Genomic DNA, 21,901 nt, shown 5'->3' on the forward strand with positions numbered 1-21,901 from the left:
AAAAGAGCGGATTTTTTATGTTCAAAAGCTGGACATAATTTTGATTTTTCTCTACAATGAAGTCGCAGTCTGATTTGCAAAAAGACTATGTTTTGAGACCGATAGGAGGCTGGAAGATGAATATTCATGAGTATCAAGGGAAAGAAGTTCTCAGAAGCTACGGCGTTGCCGTGCCGAATGGGAAAGTTGCGTTTTCCGTTGAAGAAGCGGTTGAAGCAGCAAAAGAACTTGGCACAGCAGTAAACGTTGTCAAAGCACAGATTCATGCGGGCGGCCGCGGAAAAGCGGGCGGCGTTAAAGTCGCAAAGAATCTCGACGAAGTACGTACATATGCACAAGAAATCCTCGGTAAAGTGTTAGTCACGCACCAGACAGGTCCTGAAGGCAAAGAAGTAAAGCGCCTTCTTATTGAAGAAGGATGCGACATTCAAAAAGAATACTATATCGGCTTAGTGCTGGACCGCGCAACGTCTCAAGTTGTTTTAATGGCATCTGAAGAAGGCGGAACAGAGATTGAAGAAGTAGCCGAAGCAACCCCAGAAAAAATCTTTAAAGAGTATATTGACCCAGTAACTGGCCTTAGCGCATACCAGGCCCGTCGTATTGCGTTCAATATCAATATTCCGAAAGAACTTGTTGGACAAGCTGTTAAATTTATGATGAGCCTTTACACTGCGTTTGTAGAAAAAGACTGCTCTATTGCTGAAATTAACCCGCTTGTTGTAACAGGTGATGGAAAAGTAATGGCGCTGGATGCAAAATTGAATTTTGATGCAAATGCTCTATACCGCCATAAAGACATTTTAGAATATCGTGATCTTGAAGAAGAAGATGCAAAAGAAATCGAAGCATCAAAATATGACCTCAGCTACATTGCCCTTGATGGAAATATCGGCTGCATGGTAAACGGTGCAGGTCTTGCCATGGCAACGATGGATATTATCAAGCATTATGGCGGCGATCCGGCTAACTTCCTTGATGTTGGGGGCGGCGCAACAGCTGAAAAAGTAACAGAAGCATTTAAAATTATTTTGTCTGATGAAAATGTAAAGGGTATTTTCGTTAACATTTTCGGCGGCATTATGAAATGTGACGTTATTGCAACAGGTGTGGTAGAAGCTGCGAAACAGGTAAGCCTGTCCGTACCACTTGTTGTGCGTTTGGAAGGTACGAATGTAGATGCCGGTAAAGCAATCTTGAACGAGTCAGGTCTTGACATCGTTTCAGCAGATTCTATGGCAGATGGCGCGCAAAAGATCGTTAGTCTCGTAAAATAATCAGGATGTTGACAATAGAAAGGCAGGTATAGGCATGAGTGTATTCATTAATAAAGATACAAAGGTAATTGTTCAGGGCATCACGGGCTCTACTGCCCTTTTCCATACAAAGCAAATGCTTGAATATGGAACGAAAATTGTTGGCGGTGTTACTCCTGGTAAGGGCGGCACTGAAGTAGAAGGCGTACCGGTATTTAATACGCTTCAAGAAGCTGTGCAGGCGACAGGTGCCAACGCGTCTGTTATTTACGTTCCGGCTCCATTCGCAGCAGATGCGATTTTGGAAGCGGTTGACGCAAATCTTGACCTTGCAATTTGTATTACAGAACATATTCCAGTACTCGACATGGTAAAAGTAAAACGTTATATGCAAGGCAAGAAAACGCGCCTTGTTGGGCCAAACTGCCCAGGTGTTATCACACCGGATGAGTGCAAAATCGGTATCATGCCAGGGTATATCCATACAAAAGGCCATGTTGGTGTTGTATCACGCTCCGGCACACTTACGTACGAAGCTGTACACCAGTTAACACAAGCAGGAATCGGCCAGTCTACAGCTGTTGGTATCGGCGGTGATCCGGTGAACGGAACAGACTTTATTGATGTCTTAAAAGCATTCAATGAAGATCCGGAAACAAAAGCAGTTATCATGATTGGTGAAATCGGCGGTACAGCAGAGGAAGAAGCAGCCGAGTGGGTAAAAGCGAACATGACAAAACCTGTTGTCGGCTTTATCGGCGGACGTACAGCCCCTCCAGGAAAGCGGATGGGCCATGCTGGTGCGATTATTTCAGGCGGTAAAGGAACAGCTGATGAAAAAATCCGTGTTATGAACGAATGCGGCATTCAAGTAGCGGAAACTCCGTCTGTTATGGGTGAAACATTAATTAAAGTTCTTGAGCAGCAAGGACTTTTAGAAGAATGCAAAACACATTAATCGAAAACGAAGACGCCTGAATTACTCAGGCGTCTCTCTTTGCATGTATTAAAGGAGGGAAATGCGTTGCACCATACAACTAAGCAGCTTTTAAAACTGCAGTACTGCTCAGGTATCAGCTGGAAAGAGCAATATGTATTATTAAAAAATGATCCTCATTTAAGCCATCTTCCCCGCATGACAGCCGCAGAATTTGCTGCTGTCACAAACCGTTCCATTCAACAAGCAGAAACCATTTTAAGCGGGTTTCATTCTCTTTCCTATCATTCTCTTGATTCTGCTTTATTGGAGTCCTCTACAACCTTTATTCCCATTTTTGACCCGCAATATCCTGAACCGTTAAAAATGCTCCCACAGCCTCCATGGGGCTTATTTGCTATGGGAGAAACAGCGCTTTTGAGCAGCCGGAATATGCTTGCCGTTGTAGGGGCCCGTGATGGAAATGAATACGGAAAACAAGTACTGCAAATGCTGGTCCCTGCTTTAGTCAAGAGAAATATTACAATCGTCAGCGGGCTTGCTAAAGGAATCGACGCTTTTTCACATGAAGCTGCCCTTCAGGCAGGCGGCAAAACGATTGCGGTTATTGCAGGCGGATTTAGTCATTTATACCCAAAAGAAAACAAACTATTAGCACATCATATTTCCAGGCAAGGTCTTATTTTATCCGAATACGCACCGAACCGAAAGCCGGAGAAATGGCAATTCCCAGCCCGGAATCGGATCATCAGCGGCTTGTCAAAGGGTGTGTTAGTCGTACAGGCGGCTAAAAAAAGCGGTTCACTTATCACTGCTTCTTATGCACTTGAACAAGGCATTGACGTATTTGCAGTGCCAGGACCAATTACCCATCCACTTTCAGAAGGTGTGCATGCTCTCATTGCGGATGGAGCCAAAATTGTTCATGCTGCTGACGATATTTTATCGGAATGGAGGCAGGAATAAAAAAACTTTTCGCGAAAACAGTTGCAATTCAGGTTTATATCATATAAATTTTGCAACAGAATGATTTTTACAAAACATGTCCTGTTTTGTAATAAATAGAGAATGAAAATGAATAGCACAAATAAAGAAACGTTTGACAAACAAACCATAACCGCATAATAATATGTCTAATTATTCATTTTACCTCTCGGGGAGGCTTTATCTTATGTCAGATTATTTAGTAATAGTAGAGTCCCCGGCGAAAGCGAAGACAATTGAACGCTATCTCGGGAAAAAATACAAGGTGCGCGCATCTATGGGGCATGTTCGGGATTTGCCGAAAAGCCAAATGGGCGTAGATATAGAACACAATTATGATCCAAAATACATCACGATTCGAGGCAAAGGCCCGGTTTTAAAAGAACTAAAAACAGCCGCCAAAAAAGCGAAAAAAATCTATCTCGCGGCTGACCCGGATCGCGAAGGAGAGGCGATTGCCTGGCATTTGGCGCATTCACTAAACATTGATACGACTTCTGACTGCCGGGTTGTATTTAACGAGATTACCAAAGACGCGATCAAGGAATCTTTTAAGCACCCGCGGCCAATTAATATGGATTTGGTGGATGCCCAGCAGGCACGGCGGATTCTCGACCGGCTTGTCGGCTATAATATCAGTCCGTTATTGTGGAAAAAAGTAAAAAAGGGCCTGAGTGCCGGACGTGTTCAATCAGTGGCTCTTCGCCTTGTGATTGATCGTGAAAATGAAATTAAAGTATTTGTACCAGAAGAATATTGGACCATTGAAGCGGAATTTACAAAAGGAACGGATACATTCAGTGCCTCTTTTTACGGGTTAAATGGCAAAAAAGAAAAGCTTTCATCAGAAGCCGATGTAAAAAAAGTGCTGGCTGCGATTGAAGGGAATCAGTTTTCCATTCAAACCGTTACAAAAAAAGAACGCCGACGTAATCCAGCTGCTGCGTTTACCACTTCTTCGCTGCAGCAGGAAGCGGCACGCAAATTAAATTTCCGAGCGAAAAAAACAATGATGCTCGCCCAGCAATTGTATGAAGGAATCGACCTTGGCAAGGAAGGCACCGTTGGTTTGATCACGTATATGAGAACGGATTCAACACGCGTCTCGGAAGTAGCGCAGTCGGAAAGCCTGGAGTATATCACTGCTCATTACGGAAAAGAATACGTGAAAGAGCAGGGGCAAAAAAGCGAATCAAAGAAAAAAGGTGCCCAGGATGCCCATGAAGCGATCCGTCCGACCAGCACGATGCGTGAGCCGTCCGCACTGAAAGGTTTTCTTTCGCGGGATCAGCATCGCCTTTATAAGCTCATATGGGAGAGATTTATCGCGAGTCAAATGGCCCCAGCTGTAATGGATACCGTCAGCGCAGATATTGTAAACAGTGATGTGATGTTCCGGGCAACAGGGTCAAAAGTAAAGTTTCCTGGCTTTATGAAAGTATATGTAGAAGGTACGGATGACACAAAAGAAGAAAAAGAGAACTTTCTGCCAAATCTCGAAAAAGGAGATACGGTGCAGTCAAAGGAAATTGATCCAAAGCAGCACTTTACTCAGCCGCCGCCCCGTTATACAGAAGCCCGTCTTGTTAAAACGCTGGAAGAGCTCGGCATAGGGCGTCCGTCCACGTATGCACCTACTCTTGACACGATTCAAAAACGCGGATACGTGGCACTGGATAATAAGCGTTTTGTTCCGACAGAACTGGGAACGATCGTCCACGAATTGATGGCCGAGTTTTTTGCGGATATTATCGATGTAGAATTTACGGTGAAAATGGAACGTGACCTTGATAATGTAGAAGAAGGCATTAAAAAATGGGCAGCCGTTATTGATGAGTTCTACAAAGGCTTTGAAGGTCATTTGAAAAAAGCAGAAAAAGAAATGGAACAGGTTGAAATAAAGGATGAGCCTGCTGGTGAGGATTGTGAAAAATGCGGCCATGAAATGGTCTTTAAAATGGGCCGCTTTGGAAAGTTTATGGCATGCAGTAACTTCCCAGACTGCCGAAATACAAAAGCCATTGTAAAAGAAATCGGCGTAAAATGCCCTAAGTGTGCAGAAGGTAATATAATAGAAAGAAAAAGTAAAAAACGGCGTATTTTTTATGGCTGTGACCAGTTCCCTGGATGCGATTTTCTATCGTGGGATAAGCCAATTGAGCGCCCATGTCCGAAATGCGGAAAACTGCTCGTTGAGAAAAAGCTGAAAAAAGGCGTGCAGATTCAATGCACGGAATGTGATTATAAGGAACAGCCGCAGTCTTAAAACGGCGAAAGCCGCCTTGTTTGGAGCAAAACAAGGCGGCTTTTTGCATGGACAACAACATTTTGCTTTTTTTCTACAAGCAGGTAGTGTACAATGCTTAATGGACATACGGGTACGTACCTTTAAAGCAGGGGGAAACAACAATGAATCAACCAATTAACGTAATCGGAGCGGGACTTGCGGGCAGCGAAGCCGCTTTTCAAATAGCAGAACGGGGCTTGCAGGTCCGCTTATACGAAATGCGCCCGGTTAAACAAACACCAGCGCATCATACGGATAAATTTGCCGAGCTTGTGTGCAGCAATTCATTGCGGGCGAACGGGCTGACGAATGCGGTTGGCGTGTTAAAAGAAGAAATGCGCCGTTTAAATTCAGTGATTATCAGTTCAGCGGATGCATGTGCGGTTCCGGCGGGCGGTGCACTGGCTGTAGACCGGCATGAATTTGCGGGACACGTAACAGAGCGGGTGAAAAATCATCCGAATGTAACCGTAATTAATGAAGAAGTAATGGAAATTCCAGAAGGGATTACCGTTATTGCAACAGGCCCTCTGACAACGAGCGGATTAGCTGAAAAAATAAAAGAGCTTACAGGGGAAGAATATTTATACTTTTATGACGCAGCAGCACCGATTGTCGAAAAAGACAGTATTGATATGAATATTGCATATTTAAAATCCCGCTATGACAAAGGGGAAGCGGCTTATTTAAACTGCCCGATGAATGAAGAAGAGTTTGACCGTTTTTACGAAGCACTGATCGCGGCCGAAACGGTGCCGTTAAAAGAATTTGAAAAAGAAATTTTCTTCGAAGGCTGTATGCCGATTGAAGTTATGGCCAGCCGGGGCAAGAAAACCATGCTGTTTGGCCCGATGAAGCCGGTCGGACTGGAAGATCCACGTACAGGAAAGCGCCCATACGCAGTAGTACAGCTTCGCCAGGATAACGCGGCCGGAACACTTTACAACATTGTTGGTTTTCAAACCCACTTGAAATGGGGGCCGCAAAAAGAAGTGCTTCAGCTTATTCCGGGACTTCAAAATGTTGAAATTGTTCGTTACGGAGTAATGCACCGCAATACGTTTATTAACTCACCAAAAGCGCTGCTGCCAACTTATCAGCTAAAAAGCCGTCCAACACTTTTCTTTGCCGGACAAATGACTGGCGTGGAAGGATATGTAGAGTCAGCGGCAAGCGGCTTAATGGCAGGAATTAATGCTGCAAGGCTGGCACTCGGACAGGATCCGGTAACCGCACCGCAGGAAACAGCTATTGGCGGCATGGCACACTATATTACGCATACATCCCCGGATAATTTTCAGCCGATGAATGCTAACTTTGGGTTGTTCCCGGCATTGCCAGAGAAAATTAAAGGCAAAAAAGAACGGTACGAAGCGCTCGCTGGGCGGGCTTTAGAAACAATTCAAACTTTTTTGAAAAGTTTGTAAATTTCTTGCGAAGGGCTGCTGACATATGCTATTATGTAGTAGCCCTTTTGTGAGGTGGGAAAATGTCTAAACTTTTCAAAAATTATACAAACTCTTATTTTGCTTACCTGCAAATTGAAAAAAACAGCTCTGTTCATACGGTAAAGAATTATCGTGATGATCTGGAGCACTTTTTTATGTTCATGAATGAACAGCTTATTACAGAATTAACAGATGTAACGCATCAAACAGCGCGCTTATATTTAACCCTGCTTCATGAGAAAAAAATGGCGCGGGCGTCTGTTTCACGAAAAATATCGGCCCTTCGCGGGTTTTATCGTTTTTTAATGAGGGAAAATGTCGTAACGGAAAATCCGTTTTTGCTTGTGCATCGGCCGAAAGGAACAAAGAAGCTCCCGTCTTTTTTTTATGAAGAGGAAATGAGGGAGCTATTTGAAGCGGCAGAAGGGACAGATCCCCTGTCTATCCGAAATCGGGCGCTGCTTGAAATCTTGTACGGGACGGGTATTCGTGTCAGTGAGTGTGCGGCGATCGAGCTGCCCGATTTGGATGCGCGCCTCGGTGTTCTTCTCGTCCATGGAAAAGGCGGGAAAGAAAGGTACGTGCCATACGGCAGTTTTGCAGCAGAGGCTGTGGAACATTACAATCAAAACAGCCGGCCCCTTTTAATGAAGAAAAATGAACATAGTAAATTGTTTGTGAATTTCAGGGGTGCACCAATCACGACTGGCGGAATCCGCCATATTTTAAATGATTTAATTCAAAAAGCTTCGTTATCAGGGAAAATTCATCCGCATATGCTAAGGCATACATTCGCAACGCATATGTTAAATAACGGCGCGGATATGAGAACGGTACAGGAGCTGCTTGGGCATGCCAGCCTTTCGTCTACCCAAATGTACACACATATTACGAAAGAACACCTGCAGCATACATACCGCAATCATCATCCACGTGCATAAAGGAGAGAGAAGAAGTGGGAGAATTTCATGCAACAACGATATTTGCTGTTAAGCACAATGGATCTTCAGCGATGGCGGGAGATGGACAAGTAACGTTTGGCAACGCGGTTGTAATGAAGCACACGGCTAAAAAAGTACGTCGTCTTTTTAATGGAAAAGTCGTCGCTGGCTTTGCTGGATCAGTTGCGGATGCGTTTACGTTATTTGAGCTTTTTGAAAAAAAGCTGAATGAATACAGCGGCAACCTGCAGCGGGCAGCTGTGGAGCTTGCCAAGGAGTGGCGTACCGATAAAATGCTTCGCCGTCTGGAAGCCATGCTCATTGTGATGGATAAAGACCATTTACTGCTTGTATCGGGTACAGGCGAAGTCATTGAACCGGATGATGGCATTCTAGCGATTGGATCAGGCGGGAATTATGCTTTGTCAGCAGGACGGGCACTCAAGCAATATGCCGTACAGCTGACTGCGGCGGAAATTTCAGAAGCCGCCTTGAAAACGGCAGCGGATATATGTGTATACACGAACCATAACATTATTGTGGAAGAACTGTAGTGAGGAGTGAAAAAATGAAGCCAAATACGATGAATATGACACCGCGCCAAATTGTCGAGCGTCTTGATCAATATATTGTAGGACAAAAAGAAGCGAAAAAGTCTGTCGCTGTTGCGCTTCGTAACCGGTACCGCAGAAGTTTGCTTGATGAAGCGATTCGTGATGAAGTCGTGCCGAAAAATATACTCATGATTGGGCCGACTGGGGTGGGGAAAACAGAAATTGCCCGCCGTATGGCCAAACTTGCAGGCGCGCCGTTTATTAAAGTGGAAGCTACAAAGTTTACCGAAGTGGGCTACGTCGGCAGGGATGTTGAATCAATGGTGCGGGATTTGGCTGAAACGGCCGTCCGGCTCGTCAAAGAAGAAAAGATGAACGAAGTAAAGGAACCGGCCAAAGAAGCGGCCAACCGCCGTCTTGTCGAGCTGCTTGTTCCATCACGCAAAAAAAACACATCGGTTAAAAATCCGTTTGAAATGCTGTTTGGAGGACAGAACAGCCAGCAGGAAGAATCAGATGATTCAACTGAAGATATGTCTATTTTCGAAAAACGCCGTGCAGTTGAGCAAAAGCTTGCAGCCGGAGAACTTGAAAATGAAACCATTACAGTGGAAGTGGAAGAGCAGCCTCCTTCTATGTTTGATTTGTTTCAAGGCTCCGGAATGGAGCAAATGGGGATGAATATGCAGGATGCTCTTGGCGGCCTGATGCCTAAAAAAAAGAAAAAGAAAAAGCTTGCTGTGAAAGACGCCCGCTCTGTGCTGGAGCAGGAAGAAGCCCAAAAGCTGATTGATATGGATGAGGTTACACAGGAAGCAGTTAGACGTGCCGAACAAACCGGGATTATATTCATTGATGAAGTGGATAAAATAGCGGTAAAAGGCGGTGCATCTTCGGGAGCCAATGTTTCGCGCGAAGGGGTTCAGCGCGACATTCTGCCAATTGTAGAAGGGTCAACCATTGTGACGAAATACGGGACGGTTAAAACAGACTATATTTTATTTATTGCAGCAGGCGCCTTTCACATGTCTAAGCCGTCTGATTTAATCCCAGAGCTGCAAGGGCGCTTCCCAATCCGGGTTGAATTAGAGAAACTGTCAACAGATGATTTTGTTCGAATTTTAGTAGAGCCGGATAATGCGCTTCTTAAGCAGTATAAAGCATTGCTTGAAACAGAAGGCATCCATGTTGAATTTACAGATGAAGCTGTTCAGCGCCTGGCCGAAATTGCTGTTCATGTGAACAGTGAAACAGACAATATCGGTGCCCGCCGTCTGCATACAATCATGGAAAAGCTGCTTGAAGATTTATCTTTTGAAGCACCAGACATTACGATGGAAAAAATCACAATCACACCGCAATACGTAGATGAGAAATTATCTGCTATTTCACAGAACAAAGATTTAAGCGAATTTATTTTATAATCAATCGGAGGAACTGCATCATGAATCTTTTAGAGAAAACAAGAAAAATTAATCGAATGCTGCAAAACGCGGCAGGCAAAACGGTGAACTTTAAAGAAATGGCTGAATCCCTTTCTGAAGTAATTGAAGCGAATATTTTTGTCGTGAGCCGCCGCGGAAAACTGCTGGGCTTTGGCGTAAACCAGCAAATTGAAAACGAGCGAATGAAACAAATGCTCGTTGAACGCCAATTTCCAGAGCAATACACAAAAAGCCTGTTTAATTTAACTGAAACATCATCCAACTTAGATGTAAACAGTGAATACACCGCTTTTCCAGTGGAAAACAAGGAGCTGTTTCAAAACGGCTTAACAACGATTGTACCGATCGTAGGTGCTGGTGAGCGTCTTGGTACACTTGTACTGGCTCGATTAGAAGAACAATTCCATGATGATGATTTGATTTTAGCGGAATACGGAGCAACAGTCGTAGGAATGGAAATTCTTCGTGAAAAAGCGGAAGAAATGCAGGAAGAAGCCCGCAGTAAAGCGGTAGTGCAAATGGCCATCAGCTCTCTTTCCTACAGCGAGCTGGAAGCAATCGAGCACATTTTCGAAGAATTAGATGGGAAAGAAGGACTGCTGGTTGCGTCTAAAATTGCAGACCGTGTGGGCATTACCCGCTCTGTTATTGTAAACGCGCTTCGTAAGCTTGAAAGTGCCGGGGTGATCGAATCACGTTCGCTTGGTATGAAAGGCACATATATCAAAGTCCTAAACAATAAATTCTTGGTGGAATTGGAAAAACTGAAATCAAATTAACAAAAAGCACCTGTAGTTACAAACACTGCAGGTGTTTTTTTATCGTTTTTTTATGATAATAATCCCAAAATTGATTAAGGATGAGAGTATTATGTCAATTTATTCTTTAGTTAAAGGAAATATGAAATTTTTTTGTTATTTTTGTTAAGTAGGTGTCGAAAAATGTCTTTTATGTTATATTTCTTTAAGTGTATAATTTATTAACAAAATAACTAAAGAATTCAAGGTACTGGAGTGGTTAAATTGAATCTGTTTTCAAATTCAATCACTTCTTTAGAACGAGGTTTGGATTACGCGGCTTTAAAGCAAAGAACGATTGCTGATAATATTGCCAATGTCGATACACCAAACTATAAGGCTAAAGAGGTAAACTTCAAGAAAATATTGGAAAATAATCAAAACGATTTTAAAAATAACCGAACAGATCAGCGCCATTTTGATTTTTCCCTTCAATCATCAAACCATGTCATTATGACTGCACGAAATATGTCCTATAACGAAAATGGAAATAGTGTAGATTTGGATGCCGAAATGTCCAAAATGGCAGAAAATCAAATTTATTATAATGCACTGACAGACCGGCTTAGTTCAAAGTATGCTTCTCTGACAAATATCATAAAAGGAGGCAGATAACTATGTTTAACGGAATGAACATTACGGCATCTGCTTTGACTGCACAGCGTCTGCGTATGGATGTTATTTCTTCTAATATGGCAAATGCTGAATCTACCCGGACAAAGCTTGTGGATGGGGAATGGCAGCCTTATCAGCGTAAATCCGTTGTGCTGCAGCCAAAAGGAAATTCGTTTTCAAGCTTTTTGCAGATGGCGTCAAACCGCCAGGAAGCAGGAAACGGTGTAAAAGTGACTAAAATCATTGAAGATACAGAAACACCTAATAAAATGGTTTATGACCCAGAACATCCTGATGCGAATGAAGAGGGCTATGTAAGTATGCCAAATGTAGACCCTTTACGGGAAATGGTTGATTTAATGAGTACAACCCGCTCCTATGAGGCGAATGTAACAGTTTTCAATGCTTCGAAGGCTATGATGACTAAAGCGCTTGAAATTGGGAAATAAGGAAATAAGGAGATGATTTAAATGGCGATTGAAGCATTAAATGCGGTTTCTACCCCTGCGATCGAAACATCTGCTTTAAAAAAAGCAGCTACACCCTATGAGTCTCAGCAAAAATTCGCAGATTTTTTAAAAGATTCATTGAATACTGTGATGAAAACAGAAGCGGAGTCAAACTCGCTGACGGCAAAAATGATCAATGGTGAAAATGTCGATATTCATCAAGTGATGTCAGCCGCTCAAAAATCAGGCATCACCATGCAGTTAACATTGGAAGTCCGTAATAAAGCTGTAGAAGCTTATCAGGAAATGATGCGGATGCAGATGTAATAGATCATGACCGAATGAAGTGACCGGGGGATTGTAATGAACGAAAATATAAAACAACAGCTTGCAAGAATAAAAGAATATTGGAACAGCCGGTCAAAAAAACAAAAAGTGATTGGAATATCATCCTTTGCTCTTTTTGTTATTGCGTTGTCACTAATCGTTTTTTTGACTAACAGAACGACCATGGTTCCTCTTTACAGCGAGCTTGCTCCTTCCGAGATCGGTGCTGTAAAAGAAAATCTCGACGGGCGGGGTATTCGGTACGAAGTGACTGAAGGCGGAACAGGTATCCTTGTGCCGGAAGAATCCGTCGATACGCTCAAAGTGGATCTAGCCGCTGAAGGCCTTCCACAGTCCGGTACGATTGATTATAGCTTTTTCAGCGAAAATGCCGGGTTCGGAATGACGGACAATGAATTTAATGTTCTTAAGCTTGATGCGATGCAGACCGAGCTTAGCAACCTTATTTCTGAGATTGATGGAGTAAAAGATGCGAAAGTAATGATTAACCTGCCGCAGCAGCAAATTTTCGTTACTGACGAAGCAGAAAAAGCATCTGCCTCGGTTGTGCTAAATACAGAACCAGGCTATCAATTTGATGAAAAACAAATTAAGTCCCTTTATCACTTAGTATCCAAAAGTGTCCCGAACCTTCCTGTCGAAAATATTGCCATTATGAATCAAAATTTTGAGTACTACGACCTTGCGAGTGCAGGAAGCGGTTCGGGCGATTCATTCGAACAGCAGCTGGCTGTGAAAAAGCAAGTGGAACGCGATGTGCAGCGCCAGGTACAAAGTATGCTTGGAACACTGATGGGCGGGGACAAGGTGGTTGCAACGGTTACAGCCGATATTGACTTTACCCAGGAGAATCGAGAAGAAAACCTGGTAGAGCCGGTTGACGAAGAAAACATGGAAGGCATCCAAATCAGTGCTCAAAGAATTACCGAAACCTATTCAGGAGATGCAGCAGGAGCAGGAGGCGTTCCGCAGGCAGAAGAAGAAGGAGACACAGCCACTTCTTACCTTGAGGGAGCAACAGGTACAGGTGATTACGAGCGGACAGAGGAAACGGTCAATAACGAAGTAAACCGGATTCGCCGGGAAATCAAAGAAAGCCCTTATAAGATCCGCGACTTAGGTATCCAGGTGATGGTGGAGCCGCCAACGCCGGATGATCCAAACTCCATGCCTGACCAAAGCGTGGAAGAAATCCAGCAGCTGCTCGGCAACATTGTCAGAACGTCTATTGATGAAAGCTACAATACTGATTTAACAGACCAGGCACTTGAAGATAAAATTACGGTTTCAGTTCAGGAATTAAATGGGAAAGTTACATTTGAGGAAGAAGAAACATCCTCTATTCCATGGTGGGTATATCTCATTGGGGCTATTCTTCTTATCATTATTGGTGTGCTCGTCTTTATGATGCTAAGAAGACGCCGCGAGGAAGAAGAAGAATTCGAGGAAGAATTAGAAGAAGAGATTGAAGAACTGTTGACTGAAACAGAGAGCAGCACAAGACGGAAACAGTTGGAAAAAATGGCGAAAGAAAAACCAGAAGAGTTTGCAAAACTGCTTCGTACTTGGCTGTCTGAGGAATAGGAGGGCAATATGGCGATACGTGAGAAGAAACTGACCGGAAAACAAAAAGCCGCAATCCTGCTTATTTCTCTTGGGCCGGATTACTCGGCTTCTGTTTACAAACATTTATCAGAAGAAGAAATTGAACGGCTGACACTGGAAATTTCGGGTGTGAAAAAAGTAGATACCGAGATTAAAGAAGAAGTGTTCGAAGAATTTCATAATATTGCATTGGCGCAGGATTATATTTCCCAGGGCGGGATCGGTTATGCCAAAACTGTTCTTGAAAAAGCGCTTGGAACAGACCAGGCGCAAAATATCATTAACCGTTTAACATCATCCCTGCAAGTTCGGCCGTTTGATTTTGCTCGCCGGGCAGACCCGGGACAAATATTAAACTTTATTCAAAATGAACACCCGCAGACGATTGCTTTGATTCTTTCTTATTTGGATCCGCAGCAGGCAGGGCAGATTTTATCGGAGCTGCCGCAGGAAGTTCAAGCGGATATCGCAAAAAGAATTGCCATTATGGATAGCACGTCCCCAGAAATTATCAATGAAGTTGAAGCGATTTTAGAACGGAAATTGAGCTCAACGGTAACGCAGGATTATACACAGACAGGCGGAGTGGAAGCGGTTGTTGAAGTGCTGAATGGTGTAGACCGCTCAACGGAAAAAACGATTTTGGATGCACTTGAAATACAAGATCCTGAATTGGCAGAAGAAATTAAAAAGCGCATGTTTGTGTTTGAAGATATTGTTACACTGGATAACCGCTCTATTCAGCGTGTTATTCGCGACTGTGAAAATGAAGACTTGCTGCTTTCTCTTAAAGTTTCAAGCGAGGAAGTGCGTGAAGTGGTTTTCCGCAATATGTCTCAGCGAATGGTGGAGACGTTCAAAGAAGAAATGGAATATATGGGTCCTGTCCGGCTTCGTGATGTGGAAGAAGCGCAGTCACGAATTGTTGCGACGATTCGCCGTCTAGAGGAAACGGGAGAAATTATCATTGCTCGTGGCGGAGGAGATGATATTATTGTCTAATTTTGAACGGTATGAGTGGCCGATAGAACAAGAAGCGGGTACACGAATCATTGGCATAAAGCCTATTTACACACACAATGAACAAAAAGAAGCAGTTGCACCGGATTTTTCTCATGAACGATCACAAGTGTTAGAAGAAGCAAAACGCCAGGCACAAAGAATCTTAGAAGAGGCTGAAACGAAGCGGCAGCGGATCGAACAAGAATCTGCCGCCTGGCAGCAAAATTGGGTGCAGGAAAAAGAACGCCTGCAAAAAGAAGCCTATGACCAGGCGTTTCAGCAGGGAGCAGAACAAGGAAGAGCAGCCGGATACAATGAGATGAAAGAGCTGATTGAAGAAGCACATTCTATCGTGGCATCTTCAAAAATTGAATACGAAAAAAATGTTGAGCGGTCGGAACGTACCATCATAGAGCTTGCTGTTATCTGCGCAGAAAAAATTCTGCGTACGGAGCTTGACCAAAACGAAGATGCTTTTATGAGTATCATTCGTTCAGCAATAAAAGAAACAAAAAACCAAAAAGAAATTCAAATTCATGTTCATCCAGAAAAATATGAATTGGTCATTTCACAAAAAGATGAAATAGAAGCTCTATTCCCAAATGAAATCAACTGCTATATTTTTCCGAATGAAGAAGCGGGGGAAAACGCCTGCTTTATTGAAACATCGAATGGCCGAATTGATGCCGGCGTTGATACACAGCTGCACCAGCTCCGTAAAACGCTGCTTCAATTGCTGGAGAGTGAATAAGAGATGAAAGCACAGGATTTAAAGTATGTGATCCCGACTCTTGATTCGTTTAAAAGATATGGAAGGGTAAAAAGGGTTGTCGGCTTAATGATTGAATCACAAGGTCCGGAAAGCTCTATTGGTGATATTTGTTTGATCCATTCGAAAGACAATAAACGGACCATTATGGCCGAGGTAACCGGGTTTCGGGATGAAATGATGATCTTAATGCCATACCGGAATATAAACGAAATTTCACCAGGCAGCCTTGTAGAATCACTCGGTCACCCTCTTCAAGTAAAATCAGGACCGGCTTTGATCGGCAAAATTATTGATCCGCTTGGAGAACCTTTTGACGATTCTGTGCTGCCGCGGACGTTGACGCCGATTGAAACAGAAGCAGATCCGCCAAATCCGATGACAAGGCCGCCAATACGGGAAAAGCTTGAAGTCGGTGTACGGGCTATTGATGGGATGCTGACAGTCGGGAAAGGCCAGCGGGTCGGTATTTTTGCAGGAAGCGGTGTTGGGAAAAGCACACTGCTTGGCATGATTGCCCGCAATACAAAAGCAGATTTAAACGTCATTGCTTTGATTGGGGAGCGCGGCCGTGAAGTGCGTGAATTTATTGAACGGGACCTTGGCCCCGAAGGAATGAAAAAGTCGATTGTAGTAGCCGCCACTTCAGACCAGCCGGCACTGATGCGTATTAAAGGAGCATTTACCGCTACAGCCATTGCCGAGTACTTTCGGGATAAAGGGTTGAATGTCATGCTTATGATGGATTCAGTCACGCGGGTTGCCATGGCACAGCGTGAAATCGGGCTGGCCGTTGGAGAGCCTCCTGCCACCAAAGGATACACGCCATCCGTTTTTGCAATTATGCCAAAGCTGCTGGAACGCACAGGAACAAACGAATATGGAACGATTACCGCTTTTTATACAGTGCTCGTAGATGGTGATGACATGAATGAACCGATTGCAGATGCCGTGCGGGGAATATTGGATGGACATATTGTGTTAGACCGTGAGCTCGCGAACAAGGGGCAGTACCCAGCTATAAATGTATTAAAAAGTGTCAGCCGTCTTATGCCCCATATTGTCAGTCGAAGCCATTATGATGCGGCAGTAGCAGTAAGGGATTCGTTAAATACGTATTTAAACTCTGAAGATTTGATTAACATCGGTGCATATAAAAGAGGGTCATCCGCTGAGATTGATAGAGCCATTCAAAATTATCAGCCGATTCTCTCGTTTTTAAAACAGCGGACGGACGAGCAGGCCGGACTGGATGAAACAGAAGCCGGTTTAGTTCATCTAGCCCAAGGAAGGGACAGTTAATGCATGTCATTTAATTATAAATTCGAGAAAATTATGCAGCTTCGTGAACGTGAAAAAGAGGAATCTGAGAACGTATTTAGAGAAGCACAGAGCCAATTTGAAACGGAAGCAAACAAACTGTATGAGCTGTTGAAGAAAAAAGAAGATTTAATCGCCGTGCAGGAACAAAAAATGAAATCCGGTTTTTCTGTCCTCGATATTCAGCACTATCAGCAATTTATCTCGAATTTGGAAAAATTAATTGATCAGCAGCAGCGAGTTGTTGTAACAGCACGCGGCCGGATGCAATGGTGTGAACAGCAGCTAAAGGAAAAAAATATAGAAGTAAAAAAATACAGCAAAATCCAAGCGAATGAATTAACGCATTATCGCAAATGGGCAGCTTCAGAAGAAGCAAAGCAAATGGACGAGCTTTCATCCATTCAGTTTATGAACCGAAAGATCAGGTGATGAACACATGGCAGGAAAAAAGAAAAAAAAAGTTCCGGCTGATATGGAGGAAAAAAACAGTTACAACCCTTTTCAATGGCTGCTGTTTATCGTTGTTATTCCCTTGTTGTTTGCGCTGACTGTTGGTTTGGTTGTCATGACGATTGCCGGTGTAAATGTATTTGAAAAAACAAAGGAAGTAGCAGCGAATATTCCCTATGTATCAGAATGGACTGGAGCAAACGAACAAGACGGTAAAACAGACAGCGAAAAAGTGGTAGAGCTACAGGCGGAAATTAAAAACAAACAAGCAAAGATTGATCAGCTGTCGGATGATCTTGAAAGCTCCAAAGCGGAAATCGAAGAATTGTTAACAGAGCAGGACCGGCTGAATGCCCAGATTAAGCAGCTTCAGAACCAGCAAAAAGAAACAGCCGAAACGGAAGAAAAAAGTGCGGCGAATACTGTTGCCAAAACGTATGAATCAATGGATGAAGAAAGCATTGCCGGTATTATTACGAACTTAACAAACAATGAAGCAGTCGCAATTTTGCAGGAATTAAGTGTTGAAAAACAAGCAGCGATTCTTGAAAACCTAGACGCGAAAAAAGCCGCTGAATATACAAAAATATTATCGAACGAATAAAGAATATGGAGTAGAATGTGAGATAATGTAGGAGGAAAAAAGGGGGGTGACAAATGATGCAGATTACTTTAGGATCCAGTTCTTTCCCGCTATCTAACGGAGCTTCGGCAAATCCAGCCGGATCGGGCAGTACAGGAGTATTTGGCAGCCTGCTGCTTGGCTCTGTTCAACAAGCTGTTCAAAACCCGGCCGTTTTGGTTCCATCCACAAGTACTAATTCAAATGACTTATCTGCTCTGTTGGCTTCTTTGTTCAACAGTGCTGACGGCTCTGAGCCGGCAGAAGAATTAGTTGGAAAAAAAACGGAGCTCGCAACACTAGCCAAAGAGCTTGTTGAAAAAGGAGAAATGCCCACGCTTCAAGAACTGGCGGTTCTACTGCAAACGGATGCGGAAACACTGCAGCATTCTCTCCAGAAGCTGATTCACGCAGTAAATGGAAGTGCAGAAGAAGCGGGTTTAGATAACCAGTTAGAGGATACCGGAAAATCGGAAACAGACGAAGCGCTGCCAATTGAACAGTTAACAGCTTTAATAAGTCGGCTTAGTGAACAGGTACCGCTTTTATTGAAAGAAACCGATAAACCATTCATTGTAACAGCTACAAGGGCAGCACAGCTCATAAACTATTTTGCCCAGCATATACAAAAGCCAGAGCCTCGTTTTCAAGCATTACAAACCGCATTGAAAAATGCAGAAGTACTGGTAAAACAGCAGCTTAATAACGTCCTGCTACAAACAAAACAAACGGGGCTGCAGAGTGCTGCCGGTCTTCAAGCCAATACTACTCCTGTAAATCAAGCGAGTTTGCAGGCAGCATTTATAAACTATAAAAGCATTCAAGGGCTAGGGGAATCGACTGAAAGCAAAGCCGCTTCCGCAAAGCCCGCTGCACAGGCTGCAGAAGCTGTAAACCCATTGTTTCATCTGCTCTCTAAAACAGAACAGTTTGTGATGAGCGTGAAAACAGCGCCGCGGCCGATGAACATGGAGCAGTTTATCGAAAAGTTCGAACAAATTTTGGCCAGCTCTAGCATACTGAAAATGCCAAATGGAACAAAAATGCTGATCAAGCTTTATCCGGAGCAGCTAGGCTCTCTCCGTATTGAACTGCTTCAGCAAAACGGGGTGATGACGGCTAAAATTTTATCATCGACTCAAACAGTGAAAGAACTGCTTGAACAAAATGCCACCCAGTTAAAGCATGCATTCAGCCAGCAAAACGTAACAATCGATAAATTGGATATCGTAAGTCCGGAAACGAAACAGCAGCTGTTTGATCGAGGTGCCCAGCAGCAACGCCAGCAGGAGCAAAAACAGCCGGAACAGGAATTAGCAGAGCAGAATGAGACTGAAATGCTTTCTACTTTTGAGGAAGCATTGCAAAACGTTACATTGGAGGTGTAGTAGATGTCGAAAATTGATCCCTCACTTTATTTGGCCAATAACCCGGCTCAAACGAAACAAACAGGCAACAGTGCGCTCGGTAAAGATGAATTTTTAAAAATTTTAATGGCGCAGCTGCAAAACCAGGATCCGCTTAATCCGATGGAAGACAAAGAGTTTATTGCGCAGATGGCCCAGTTTACATCATTGGAGCAAATGGTGAATATGACCTCAATGATTGAAAAAATGGTGCAGTCACAAACCGCTTCTCAAATGATTAATTATCAATCATTTGTCGGCAAAGATGTAACGTGGCATAAATTGACGGACCAGACAGATGAAAACGGACAGCCTATTGTGGAAACAGGAAAGGGCACGATCGCCTCCATCAAGTTTGCCGGCGAAAACGTCCAGTTTACATTAACAGATGGAACGGTACTCGAACCGGCGAATATTTCTGAACTAACCGGCGGGACAAGCACGACAGGCTCGATAGGATCGAACAGCGCGGTCAGTTCAAATCCATTAGTGGAAGCGAGCTATTTAATTGGCCGTACTGTCACATGGGGCGCAGAAGGATCCGAACAAAGCGCGGCTGTTCAATCCGTTTCGATGAAGGACGGGCAGATTTGGCTGCAGCTTGCAAACGGTGAAAAAATCACGGCTTCTACCTTAACAAAGATCGAGTAGGCGGGTGACGAGAATGAAAGCAGTCAATCCAATAATTCATGGAGTACGCCAGCCCATCATTCCGCCAGCTAAAAAGCAGTCAGCACAAAACATTGTCTCAACATTTAATGAAACATTTAAAACGGTCACCGCAGCACCAAAAGAGCTGATCATTTCTAAGCATGCTGCGCAACGTTTAACAGAGCGGGGAATTCATTTGAATGAAGCAGAATGGAACTTGATTGGCGAGAAACTTTCCGAGGCTAAGTCAAAAGGGGTAATCGACTCACTCGTTGTACTGAAAGATGCTGCGCTTGTGGCAAGTGCACAAAACCATACCATTATTACGGCGATGAACCGCGAAGAAGCAACTGCACATCTTTTTACCAATATCAATGGCGCTATTCTTATGGACACACTTTAAACTGGCTGGACCGAACAGGAGGCCAACCGTCTGCTGACCGATTGACGCGGACGAATTCGAAAGGAGAAAAGAACTTATGTTACGTTCAATGTATTCTGGAATTAATGGAATGAAAAACTTTCAGGTAAAACTTGATGTCATCGGAAACAATATCGCAAACGTAAACACGCACGGATTTAAAAAGGGGCGCGTTGTCTTTAAAGATATGGTCTCCCAATCTATTGCTGGTGCCAGTGCAGCTACAGAAAACAGGGGAGGCACAAATCCACGTCAAGTGGGACTAGGATCACAGCTGGCAACGATCGATACCATTCACACTCAAGGCTCGTTACAAACGACTGGGAGAACATTGGATTTAGCAATTTCAGGGGATGGTTTTTTTCAAGTAAATGATGGTGAAACTACTTTTTATACAAGAGCAGGAAATTTTTCTTTGGACCAAGAGGGTAATATTGTAAATCCTGATGGATTGTATTTACAAGGTGAAGGCGGCCAAATTAATATTCCAGTAGATGCGCAAAGCATCAGTATTGGTGCAGATGGAGTTGTTACTTATATAGATGCTGCCGGTGATTTGCAAACGGCTGATACTATCTCTCTTACAAAGTTTGCAAACCCGGACGGATTAGAGAAAACTGGGGAGAATTTATACAAGGAGACAAACAACTCGGGGGCGCCAGATGATAACGTTGGAGTTCCAGGTGCAGGTGGAAGAGGGACAATTGTACCAGGCACTCTCGAAATGTCTAATGTTGATCTTTCTGAAGAGTTCAGTGAAATGATTGTTGCGCAGCGTGGTTTTCAGGCCAATACGCGAATCATTACAACATCGGATGAAATTTTGCAGGAACTCATGAGTCTGAAGCGTTAAACCTTTTATTTTTACTCTTTACAGGGGAGGGACAGGGCTGAGCTCTTCAGCACAGCCCTGGTTTAAATGATTACTGTGACAAGGCTGAACGGCAAGCCATTCTCGTTAAATGCTATTTACATAGAAACAGTGGAAAGCTTTCCGGACACCACGATTACACTAACCAATGGGAAAAAGTATGTTGTTCTCGAACCGCATGAACAGGTAAGGACGGATATTGAATCGTTTTATGCACGCATTTCGCTTCTCGGAAAAGTGAAAGCGGAGGAGGAACAGGATGGAGAATGAACAACAAGCGCCGAAAAATAAATTACTTACTATTATGATTGTGCTGCTGGCCGTTATCCTGCTGGCAGGTACGATCGCCGTAATTATTATTTTGCGCGCGTCAGGCGGAGAAGAAGCTCAAAAAGAGCCATCTATTGATGAAGTGCTTGAATCGTCTGTGGATATTCCTGAAATGACAACAAACCTTGCTTCGGAGGACTTTATCCGTATTTCGTTTAAAATTCAAATGGACAGCAAGGAAGCGATGGAAGAAATGACAAAGCGGGACTTCCAGGCGAAAGATATCATTATTCAAAAGTTATCGGAAATGACAGCAGATGACTTAAAAGGCGAAGCCGGAAAACAGAAATTAACGGAAACGTTAAAAACAAATTTAAATAGTATTATGCAGGAAGGGAAAGTAGAGAAAGTATACATTACTTCCTATATCATTCAGTAACGATACCTGCA

The 21,901-nt window shown here is 43.5% G+C and carries 24 protein-coding genes; all 24 read left to right on the forward strand.

Features of this window, described 5'->3' with window-relative positions; translation table 11 throughout:
- The first annotated feature begins 116 nt into the window (after positions 1 to 116).
- The 24 genes from sucC (at position 117) to fliL (ending at position 21,890) form a co-directional block, all read left to right on the forward strand.
- On the forward strand, positions 117 to 1,277 hold the full coding sequence (gene sucC, locus RIN81_RS02155) for an ADP-forming succinate--CoA ligase subunit beta (RefSeq protein ID WP_309087070.1): 1,161 nt from the start codon (positions 117 to 119) through the stop codon (positions 1,275 to 1,277).
- 34 nt (positions 1,278 to 1,311) lie between these two features.
- A complete protein-coding gene (gene sucD, locus RIN81_RS02160; RefSeq protein WP_242232063.1) occupies positions 1,312 to 2,214 on the forward strand; it encodes a succinate--CoA ligase subunit alpha in 903 nt (300 codons plus the stop codon).
- Between the two features lie 66 nt (positions 2,215 to 2,280).
- Positions 2,281 to 3,159: a DNA-processing protein DprA gene (dprA, locus tag RIN81_RS02165; protein ID WP_309087071.1), complete on the forward strand. Its 879-nt coding sequence runs from the start codon at positions 2,281 to 2,283 to the stop codon at positions 3,157 to 3,159.
- A gap of 205 nt (positions 3,160 to 3,364) precedes the next feature.
- Positions 3,365 to 5,443 carry a type I DNA topoisomerase gene (topA, locus tag RIN81_RS02170; protein WP_309087072.1) on the forward strand — a complete coding sequence of 693 codons (2,079 nt, stop codon included), beginning with the start codon at positions 3,365 to 3,367 and terminating at the stop codon, positions 5,441 to 5,443.
- 143 nt (positions 5,444 to 5,586) lie between these two features.
- Positions 5,587 to 6,891, forward strand: a complete 1,305-nt coding sequence (gene trmFO, locus RIN81_RS02175; protein WP_309087073.1) for an FADH(2)-oxidizing methylenetetrahydrofolate--tRNA-(uracil(54)-C(5))-methyltransferase TrmFO — start codon at positions 5,587 to 5,589, stop codon at positions 6,889 to 6,891.
- Positions 6,892 to 6,953: 62 nt separating this feature from the next.
- Positions 6,954 to 7,853: a tyrosine recombinase XerC gene (xerC, locus tag RIN81_RS02180; RefSeq protein WP_309087074.1), complete on the forward strand. Its 900-nt coding sequence runs from the start codon at positions 6,954 to 6,956 to the stop codon at positions 7,851 to 7,853.
- Between the two features lie 14 nt (positions 7,854 to 7,867).
- The gene (gene hslV / locus RIN81_RS02185; RefSeq protein WP_309087075.1) at positions 7,868 to 8,407 is read left to right on the forward strand and encodes an ATP-dependent protease subunit HslV; all 540 of its coding nucleotides are present in this window, start codon (positions 7,868 to 7,870) and stop codon (positions 8,405 to 8,407) included.
- Between the two features lie 29 nt (positions 8,408 to 8,436).
- The gene (hslU, locus tag RIN81_RS02190) at positions 8,437 to 9,831 is read left to right on the forward strand and encodes an ATP-dependent protease ATPase subunit HslU (protein ID WP_309087504.1); all 1,395 of its coding nucleotides are present in this window, start codon (positions 8,437 to 8,439) and stop codon (positions 9,829 to 9,831) included.
- Between the two features lie 20 nt (positions 9,832 to 9,851).
- A complete protein-coding gene (codY, locus tag RIN81_RS02195; protein WP_309087076.1) occupies positions 9,852 to 10,631 on the forward strand; it encodes a GTP-sensing pleiotropic transcriptional regulator CodY in 780 nt (259 codons plus the stop codon).
- 243 nt (positions 10,632 to 10,874) lie between these two features.
- Positions 10,875 to 11,264, forward strand: coding sequence for a flagellar basal body rod protein FlgB (gene flgB / locus RIN81_RS02200; RefSeq protein ID WP_309087077.1), 390 nt, complete (start codon positions 10,875 to 10,877; stop codon positions 11,262 to 11,264).
- Positions 11,261 to 11,713, forward strand: a complete 453-nt coding sequence (gene flgC / locus RIN81_RS02205; protein WP_309087506.1) for a flagellar basal body rod protein FlgC — start codon at positions 11,261 to 11,263, stop codon at positions 11,711 to 11,713. The genes flgB and flgC overlap by 4 nt, the downstream gene beginning before the upstream one ends.
- Positions 11,714 to 11,734: 21 nt before the next feature.
- The gene (fliE, locus tag RIN81_RS02210) at positions 11,735 to 12,040 is read left to right on the forward strand and encodes a flagellar hook-basal body complex protein FliE (RefSeq protein ID WP_309087078.1); all 306 of its coding nucleotides are present in this window, start codon (positions 11,735 to 11,737) and stop codon (positions 12,038 to 12,040) included.
- 36 nt (positions 12,041 to 12,076) lie between these two features.
- The gene (fliF, locus tag RIN81_RS02215; protein WP_309087079.1) at positions 12,077 to 13,645 is read left to right on the forward strand and encodes a flagellar basal-body MS-ring/collar protein FliF; all 1,569 of its coding nucleotides are present in this window, start codon (positions 12,077 to 12,079) and stop codon (positions 13,643 to 13,645) included.
- Positions 13,646 to 13,654: 9 nt separating this feature from the next.
- Entirely contained in the window at positions 13,655 to 14,668 is a 1,014-nt protein-coding gene (gene fliG / locus RIN81_RS02220; protein ID WP_251270243.1) for a flagellar motor switch protein FliG, read from the forward strand.
- Positions 14,661 to 15,419, forward strand: coding sequence for a flagellar assembly protein FliH (gene fliH, locus RIN81_RS02225; RefSeq protein ID WP_309087080.1), 759 nt, complete (start codon positions 14,661 to 14,663; stop codon positions 15,417 to 15,419). Before fliG ends, fliH begins: the two co-directional genes overlap by 8 nt.
- A 3-nt stretch (positions 15,420 to 15,422) precedes the next feature.
- Positions 15,423 to 16,739 carry a flagellar protein export ATPase FliI gene (fliI, locus tag RIN81_RS02230; RefSeq protein ID WP_309087081.1) on the forward strand — a complete coding sequence of 439 codons (1,317 nt, stop codon included), beginning with the start codon at positions 15,423 to 15,425 and terminating at the stop codon, positions 16,737 to 16,739.
- A 3-nt stretch (positions 16,740 to 16,742) separates the two neighbouring features.
- Positions 16,743 to 17,189, forward strand: a complete 447-nt coding sequence (gene fliJ / locus RIN81_RS02235) for a flagellar export protein FliJ (RefSeq protein WP_309087082.1) — start codon at positions 16,743 to 16,745, stop codon at positions 17,187 to 17,189.
- 7 nt (positions 17,190 to 17,196) lie between these two features.
- Positions 17,197 to 17,814, forward strand: coding sequence for a MotE family protein (locus RIN81_RS02240; RefSeq protein ID WP_309087083.1), 618 nt, complete (start codon positions 17,197 to 17,199; stop codon positions 17,812 to 17,814).
- 53 nt (positions 17,815 to 17,867) lie between these two features.
- A complete protein-coding gene (locus tag RIN81_RS02245) occupies positions 17,868 to 19,220 on the forward strand; it encodes a flagellar hook-length control protein FliK (RefSeq protein ID WP_309087084.1) in 1,353 nt (450 codons plus the stop codon).
- 3 nt (positions 19,221 to 19,223) lie between these two features.
- Positions 19,224 to 19,889 carry a flagellar hook assembly protein FlgD gene (gene flgD / locus RIN81_RS02250; RefSeq protein WP_309087085.1) on the forward strand — a complete coding sequence of 222 codons (666 nt, stop codon included), beginning with the start codon at positions 19,224 to 19,226 and terminating at the stop codon, positions 19,887 to 19,889.
- A gap of 13 nt (positions 19,890 to 19,902) precedes the next feature.
- Positions 19,903 to 20,292 (forward strand): TIGR02530 family flagellar biosynthesis protein, encoded by a 390-nt coding sequence (locus RIN81_RS02255; RefSeq protein ID WP_309087086.1) that lies wholly within the window; start codon positions 19,903 to 19,905, stop codon positions 20,290 to 20,292.
- Between the two features lie 76 nt (positions 20,293 to 20,368).
- A complete protein-coding gene (gene flgG, locus RIN81_RS02260) occupies positions 20,369 to 21,163 on the forward strand; it encodes a flagellar basal body rod protein FlgG (RefSeq protein WP_309087087.1) in 795 nt (264 codons plus the stop codon).
- A 66-nt stretch (positions 21,164 to 21,229) separates the two neighbouring features.
- The gene (locus RIN81_RS02265) at positions 21,230 to 21,451 is read left to right on the forward strand and encodes a flagellar FlbD family protein (protein WP_309087088.1); all 222 of its coding nucleotides are present in this window, start codon (positions 21,230 to 21,232) and stop codon (positions 21,449 to 21,451) included.
- Positions 21,441 to 21,890, forward strand: coding sequence for a flagellar basal body-associated protein FliL (gene fliL, locus RIN81_RS02270; protein WP_309087089.1), 450 nt, complete (start codon positions 21,441 to 21,443; stop codon positions 21,888 to 21,890). The genes RIN81_RS02265 and fliL overlap by 11 nt, the downstream gene beginning before the upstream one ends.
- Positions 21,891 to 21,901 lie beyond the last annotated feature (11 nt).

This window comes from Domibacillus sp. (assembly GCF_031181085.1).
Classification (GTDB): Bacteria; Bacillota; Bacilli; order Bacillales; family Domibacillaceae; genus Domibacillus.